At 30.1% G+C, this 6,000-nt stretch carries 6 protein-coding genes; 2 read left to right on the top strand and 4 right to left on the bottom strand.

Translation table 11 applies throughout. From position 1 onward, the window contains the following. The 4 genes from E0946_RS04340 to E0946_RS04325 form a co-directional block, all read right to left on the bottom strand. On the bottom strand, window positions 1–845 hold an 845-nt coding region (locus tag E0946_RS04340), incomplete at its 3' end, for a hypothetical protein (RefSeq protein WP_133201252.1). A gap of 4 nt (window positions 846–849) precedes the next feature. Continuing rightward, complete coding sequence (locus E0946_RS04335) at window positions 850–1,923, bottom strand: DNA-methyltransferase (protein WP_133201251.1); 1,074 nt, start codon at window positions 1,921–1,923, stop codon at window positions 850–852. Between the two features lie 252 nt (window positions 1,924–2,175). Further along, window positions 2,176–2,820 (bottom strand): class I SAM-dependent methyltransferase, encoded by a 645-nt coding sequence (locus E0946_RS04330; protein ID WP_133201250.1) that lies wholly within the window; start codon window positions 2,818–2,820, stop codon window positions 2,176–2,178. Continuing rightward, the gene (locus tag E0946_RS04325; RefSeq protein WP_133201249.1) at window positions 2,821–3,669 is read right to left on the bottom strand and encodes a polysaccharide deacetylase family protein; all 849 of its coding nucleotides are present in this window, start codon (window positions 3,667–3,669) and stop codon (window positions 2,821–2,823) included. Window positions 3,670–3,971: 302 nt separating this feature from the next. Here E0946_RS04325 and E0946_RS04320 point away from each other — a divergent pair, with 302 nt between their 5' ends. Together E0946_RS04320 and E0946_RS04315 are read left to right on the top strand one after the other, a co-directional pair. After that, a complete protein-coding gene (locus E0946_RS04320) occupies window positions 3,972–5,225 on the top strand; it encodes a DNA methyltransferase (RefSeq protein WP_133201248.1) in 1,254 nt (417 codons plus the stop codon). 57 nt (window positions 5,226–5,282) lie between these two features. Then, complete coding sequence (locus tag E0946_RS04315) at window positions 5,283–5,948, top strand: hypothetical protein (protein WP_133201247.1); 666 nt, start codon at window positions 5,283–5,285, stop codon at window positions 5,946–5,948. The last annotated feature ends 52 nt before the right edge of the window (window positions 5,949–6,000 follow it).

The raw sequence follows: 6,000 nt of genomic DNA, 5'->3' as shown, positions 1-6,000 counted from the left end.
ATTTTAGAATATAGAAAATCTATACAATACAGAATTTTTGCAATTTCATTTAATGAAATGCCTTCTGTTATATAGCTTAAAAGATAAACCAGCCATAAATTGGCATTATGTGGCACCTTATTTAAATTATCCAGTATGAAACATACTTCAAAATAGCTTTCTAATTCATTAGGGATTATATTAATAATCTTATCTTCATCAATAACACTTTGAAGAAGAAAGGAAAGTTTATCTTTATAAATATCAATTAAAGAGTGCTGAAAATTGAGAATATAAGTTTTTATATCAATCTGGTTACATATTTGTTCTAATCCAGGATCATATTTTAATATTTTCTCAAATTTATCTTTAGGCACCCTATAAGCAGCTGTTCTCCATGCTTCTACCATAGCAATATTGCTATTGTTAAATATCCATTCAGGTTCTATTATAGCATATTTTCTTTGTGGTTTATAAATGTAGATAAATAATTTATTTTTAATTGGTTCAAGACTTTTATCCTTTTTTCTCTTTGCCACCTTTGAAATCTTAAAATCATAAAATTCTAAACCTTCCTTATCAGCATATTGAAATTCAAATTCCTTTTTATCCCCATCAATATCAGCAACGAAATCAGGTTTTCGAGAAACACCCCCCTTTCTAAGAAACCATAAGAACTCATCTCCACCTGATTTATTTACTTTAATAATTTTATTATTATATAATTCTTTCAATTTATTTTCCAACCAGTCAATTATTTCTAATTCTGCTATCGCTTTCTTTTTCATATCTTTCCGATATTCTAAATAAGTCCGAGATTTAATATCACTGCTCTGTGCATAGACTGTTTTACTATCAATTGCCATAATATTATTCCCATATCTTAGATTGATAATTATTTAAACTCTCTATCGTCACTCTGGCAATTTCTGGATTAATTTCATATCCTATACCATTTCTTTTTAAGTCAGCTGCAGCTAATAGAGTTACTCCCGAACCGACAAAAGGGTCAAGAACAGTTTCTCCTTTATAACTAAAAGCCTTAATCAAACGATAAGGAAGTTCATATGGAAAAGGTGCAATATGATTTCTATTATCACCACTTGCTTGTGGTTTCATTACCCACACATCACTTTTCTTAATTGTAAGCCAGAATTCCTTGTCTAATTTAGATTGTTCTTTTTGTACTTTTGATAAATGAGCATACTTATTATAACCCTTTTTTTCAGGTTTATCAAACTCCAGGATAAATTCATGCATATTGTTAATTAAAATTCCACCAGGATAAGGATAAGTCCCAAAATGAGCTCTAACTGCATTTGTTTTTTGCCAGATTATATCTCTTTTAAAAATAAAACCTATATCCTCACATAAGTCTATAGTCTTACCAGATAAATTTAATGTCTTGAATTTACCATTATCCAAACGAATAGGAAGATTCATTATATTGATAAATAATTTTCTACCCGGTTGTAAGACTCTAAAACATTCTCGCCAAACCAGACCTATCTTCTCAAACCATTCATCAATATCATGGATGTTTCCCAGGTCATTTGGTATTGGTTCTTTAGAATACATCTTAGCATCAAAATAAGGAGGAGAAGTTATTATTAAATTAATGCTATTATCTCTTAAATCATCCATATGCATAGAATTTTTTATATAAATAGTCTGTTCAGTGTCGTTTATTTCTATTGTCTTAACTTCAGGAAAATTTTCTTTATCATTTTTATCCTGAGATACGCTGATAATTTTTTTTAGCTCATTCAAGTCAAAGCGCATTTGACCACTCGTAGAAATTTTAGCAGGAATAATCTTTTGATTTACAAGCCAATGTAATCTTTCAACAGTTGTTCCTAAATACTTAGCTGCTTCTATAGCTGAAAGATAGGAACGATTTTTATAATCCTTTGGCTCGCATCTTATAATATGCTCTGAAGACATAATAAACTCTCTAAAATCATTATTTATCTTGGAGTCTAATTAATTAGATTAATGATATTTTTTCCTTTTTAATTTAAAATCCTTTTATACAGCCTTGTAACCCTGTCAAGTCCAAAAATCTATTTATAGGTTCCTTTCCATATTTAGGCAAAAAGCTTAGCTAATTATTGATATGCATACAAAGAGGCAAAACCTTCTTTATTTAGTTTAGACAGCTTATAATAGACAAAACCTTTAATATTTTTATCTGATTTACATATGTTCCAGAGTAACAAAGAAATCTCTTCCTATATTTTCTATGGTACAATGCCAGGAGGGGATATTAGAAAAAAGTTCTTGTAATTGTTTTTCGTTATAAAGAAATAAAGGGCATTTAAATTTATAACGGATTTTTCGTTGCCAGGCTAAAAAACCCTTGTCTGAAGGAAAACTAAATAAGATTTTATCAGTAGCCAGTTTCAAAGTCTTCTCAATAACTTTACGAGGATCTTCCATATAATCCATAAAACCCATCAAAATCAAATAGTTATACTTAATATCCTCTGGTAAGTCAAAAAAATCTGCAACTTCAAATTTGCAAATATGTTCCACACCTGCTTTTATTGCCTCTTTTCTGGCTATATCTATCATAGAAGGAGCAAAATCAATACCATAAACCAAAGAAGGTGATCCTTTAGCTAAAGATATTGCATACATCCCAGGACCACAACCTACATCCAGAATTGTTTTCCCTTCCAAAGGTTTACAGGCTTCCATAGTTTTTTGGAACCGGATAAATATAGATTGCCGAAACCATCTATTTATAAAACGCTGTATCAATCCATTTCCTTTTCCATAAATAGCGTTAAAATCACTGGCATATTTATCAAAAAAGGATTCCGTTTTATTTTCCCGCATTTAGCTATCCTTCATTTCCTCTAAATACTGCTGACAGGTAACAAATTCGCCCCTGGAAAGAATTGCTTCCAGCTTAGATTTGACTGTTTTTAAGTTCACATAACATTTAAAATATGACTTTTTATTCAACTTTAAACGAGGATGTTGAGGTTCCATTTCTCTGGGATGAATATAATAGAGAGTAGGTATTCCTTTGTTAGCTAATTTCTTATGCATATACAAAATAACCCATTTAGGGAAAAATCTCAAATAACCACCTCCAAAAAAACAAAGTTCTTTCCCTAATAACGATGCTACCGAAATAGGAAATTCACATATATTTCCCTTATCGGTTTTTATCCAATAGGGCTTTTTCTGTTCTATTTGATAACCACCATAATCTCGCTTTACAGGAAAAACTGAAGAATCAGCTATATAACCAGTCTCTGCCAGTGATTCAAAAAACCAAGGTGTGGCATCCGTTACCGAAAAACTGGGACTTCTAAATGTAGTAATCTCTTCTGAACAAATATCTTCCAGTAAGCTTTTAGAGTTATGTAAATCAGTCGTAAATTCCTCTCTGCTCATTTGAGCTATCACTCTATGAAACATTCCATGAGAAGCAATTTCATGACCTCTTGTCCTGGCTTCTTTCACCAGATAAGGATATTTTTTGGCTATGTACCCCAAAAAGAAACAGGTTGCTTTAACTTCATATACATCAAGCAAATCCAGTAACTTTAAAAAACCACTTTCTACAATACTCGGTAAGGAATCCCATTCAGAAATTGGAGGTACTCCTCGGTCACTGACAATATGATAATAATCTTCCACATCAATTGTGAAGATAGATTTTGGATCTTTATTCATATTTTTTTTTACCTGGTTCTTACTAAGCTACGAAATCTTTTACATTAAAGAGATTGATAAATGTCAATGAAAATTTTGTTTTTAGCATACTACTTTCTTTTGATAATGGACACAATCAGCAATCTATATATTACCTTTCTTATTAAAGGATACAGCCTACATCCCTTTTATAATATACTTTTTTAACAACGAATTTATAAATAAGTTGTGAATTAAAAATTAATAAATTTTCTTGACATAACAAAGCTTTTAAAGTATCAGTAAAGTATAGGATAAAAGAATATATCAATGAGAGATAAGAGATGAGTGAGCATAATAGTTTCCTTGAGAAGGTTAAGAATAATCAATATTATAATGATATGAATCTTGATCTATTTGTAGAAGAACAGCTTATCATCTCGGAAAAGTTATATCAGAATAAAACAAAAATAATAATAATTGAAGGAGAATTCTGGACATCCAAGCAAAGAAAAGCTAATAGCATTCATGAAATCTCCTATAGAGCTTGTTTCAAACCTCAGTTACCATACTTTTTTATCAGTAATTTCACTCAAAAAGGTAATGTAGTTTATGACCCTTTTAGTGGTAGGGGGACTACAATTATTGAAGCTGCTTTGAATAATCGTCGCATAGTTGCTAACGATATTAATCCTCTGAGTAAAATACTGACTCAACCTCGCATTGAAATTCCGCGATATTCAGAAATAAATGAAAGAATAGAAACAATTCCTTATTATAAGAATTTAAAATCAGATATAGATTTGAGTATGTTTTATCAGGAAGAAACCTTAAGCGAGATATTATCATTAAAAAATTATTTAATTGAAAGATATGAATCTGGTAAAGAGGACCACATTGATAGATGGATAAGAATGGTTGCTACAAATAGACTTACTGGTCATTCAACTAATTTCTTTTCAGTTTATACATTACCTCCTAATCAAGCCATATCACCTCAAAAGCAAAAGCAATTAAACGAGAATTTTAATCGTTATCCGGTTTATAAAAACACCAAAAATATTATCTTAATAAAAACCCAAAGCTTGCTCCGAGATATAGATAATATAAAGAGAAGGACCCTCCATTCCGTTGCAAAAGAAGCTGTATTTTTAACAGAAGATGCTCGTAATACGCCTCAAATAGCAGATAATTCCATTTCATTGATTGTAACCTCACCTCCATTTCTTGATGTAATTGATTATGCAAGAGATAATTGGTTAAGATGCTGGTTTAATAATATTAATACGGAAGAAATCACAAAAAAAATTACCGTAACCAAATCATTAGAGGAATGGGAATCATTTATCTATGATACTTTTATTGAATTTAAAAGAATACTAAAGCCTGATGGAATGATAGCTTTTGAAGTTGGAGAGATTAAAAAAGGAAAGATCAAACTTGAAGATAATGTTATATCCATAGCACAGAAAGTTGGATTTAATATAGAAGCAGTAATGATCAATAAGCAAAATTTCACTAAAACAGCCAATATATGGGGAGTTACTAATAATTTAAAAGGTGTTAATACTAATCGGATTGTTATTTTAAGAAAATAAAACAGATAATATGATAGCATTTTGTCATAATGTCTATTTTTGGAGAAAAAGAAAGTTATGGGAAACGATGAATATACCAAGAAACTTGAAATGGCAATTCAAGAATTCATAAAACCTCTAAAAAATTTACCTTTTCATTTAATTATAAACATTTTATCTGGTTATGAAGTAGAGAAATTTAATCCAGATGATTCAAATCATAAAAAAACCTTAGAAGCATTAAAAGCAATAGCCAGGCTTTCTTGCCAACTAATTAATAAAAAGGGAATAAAGAGAAAGAGAGCCAATGAAGTTGGTAATGATATAGAAAAGTATGTAATTCAAGCTTTCCGAAAATGCAATTACAAGGCAGATAAACCTTCTACATCCCAAGGAAAGAAAAAAAGTACCGGTTATCCTGACTTAGAGTTTTGTGTTCTTGATAATAAATGGCATTATCTAGAGTGTAAAAGTTACAATATTAAAAATAAAAGTACCTCTATGAGAACTTTCTATCTGTCACCTTCTAAGGATTTTAAGATAACTCATTCTGGAATTCACTTTATATTGTGTTTTGAAATATATCAAGACCATAGAGAAGATGATTTTAATGTCTATAAAACTAAAGGATGGAAAATATTAGATGCCTATAACCTGGATATAGATTTGAAATATGAATTTAATTCAGATAATCGTAGACTTTATAAACCAGAATTGATACTTGCGGAAGAGAATATACAATAATTTATTTCTTGGCACTACATAAATGCGGCAAAATTAGAAATTCAGAGAAAGA

Origin of the sequence: Candidatus Syntrophosphaera thermopropionivorans (assembly GCF_004353895.1) — a bacterium.
Taxonomy (GTDB): domain Bacteria; phylum Cloacimonadota; class Cloacimonadia; order Cloacimonadales; family Cloacimonadaceae; genus Syntrophosphaera; species Syntrophosphaera thermopropionivorans.
The sequence above is the reverse complement of the archived record's forward strand: the minus strand, read 5'-3'. Positions and strand labels throughout refer to the sequence as shown.